At 73.8% G+C, this 1,061-nt stretch carries 1 protein-coding gene; it reads right to left on the bottom strand.

What is annotated here, in order from left to right:
* On the bottom strand, positions 1 to 1,061 hold a 1,061-nt coding region (locus Q1K57_RS02280), incomplete at both ends, for an APC family permease (RefSeq protein ID WP_300078561.1).

Raw genomic sequence — 1,061 nt, 5'->3', positions numbered from 1 at the left:
CACGCAGCCGTAGCCACCGGTAGCCCAGCCCGATGACGAGCACGGCCGTCCCGGCGAGGACGGAGGGCCAGCCGACCGTGACCGCGATCACCAAGCAGCCGAGCGCTCCGAGACCGGCCAACGCGCGGGGATAGCGGCGGTAGGCCTTGTCCTGACGCAGTGCCGACAAGTTCGCGACCAGGTAGTACAGCAGGACGCCGAAGGACGAGAACCCGATCGCCCCGCGCAGATCGGTGGCGAGCACGAGGACGCACACCGCTGCGCCGATCGTCCACTCCGCGCGGTGCGGGACGCCGAAGCGCGGGTGCACTGCGTCCAGGCACCGCGGCAAGTCACCGGTGCGGGCCATCGCCAGCATCGTCCGTCCGACGCCGGCGACCATCGCGAGCAGTGCGCCGAGGGCCGCTACAGCTGCGCCGATGCGGGCGGCGGCCACCGGCCACGCCGTCCTCGAGAGCGCTGCGACGTCGGCCAGCGGGGCCGTGGACTCCGCGAGCGCGAGCGGGCCGAGGGACGTCAGCGCCGACAGCCCGACCACGGCATAGAGGACGAGGACGGCGGCCAGCGCCACCGTGATCGCGCGCGGGATCGTCCGGGCGGGCTCGGCGACCTCCTCACCCATGGTGGCGATGCGGGCGTACCCGGCGAAGGCGAAGAAGATCAGCCCGGCCGACTGCAGAACGCCGGGCGCCGTCCACGCCGGCGCGGCGGCCAGCAGCGCCGGGTCGCCATGGCCGAACCCGACCGCGACCACCACCGCCAGACCGGCCAGCGACACCGTGACGAGGACACGCGCCAGCGCCGCTGTCCGCGCCACGCCGAGGCTGTTCACCACGGCCAGCAGCGCGACGGCGAAGACGGCGACCGGCTTCTGCCACGCGGACGGGACGGTGTACGCGGCGAAAGTCAGCGCCATGGCGGCCGAACTGGCCGTCTTGCCCACGACGAACGCCCAGCCGGCGAAGAAGCCGGCCCACGGGCCGAGCACCTTCCGTCCGTAGACGTAGGTGCCGCCGGACGCCGGGTACTGCGCGGCGAGCTGAGCCGACGACGTGGCGTTG

The sequence above is a fragment of the Propioniciclava sp. genome (assembly GCF_029977985.1).
Classification (GTDB): domain Bacteria; phylum Actinomycetota; class Actinomycetes; order Propionibacteriales; family Propionibacteriaceae; genus Propioniciclava.
Note: the sequence above shows the minus strand (reverse complement) of the source record. Positions and strands in the feature narration are given on the sequence as shown.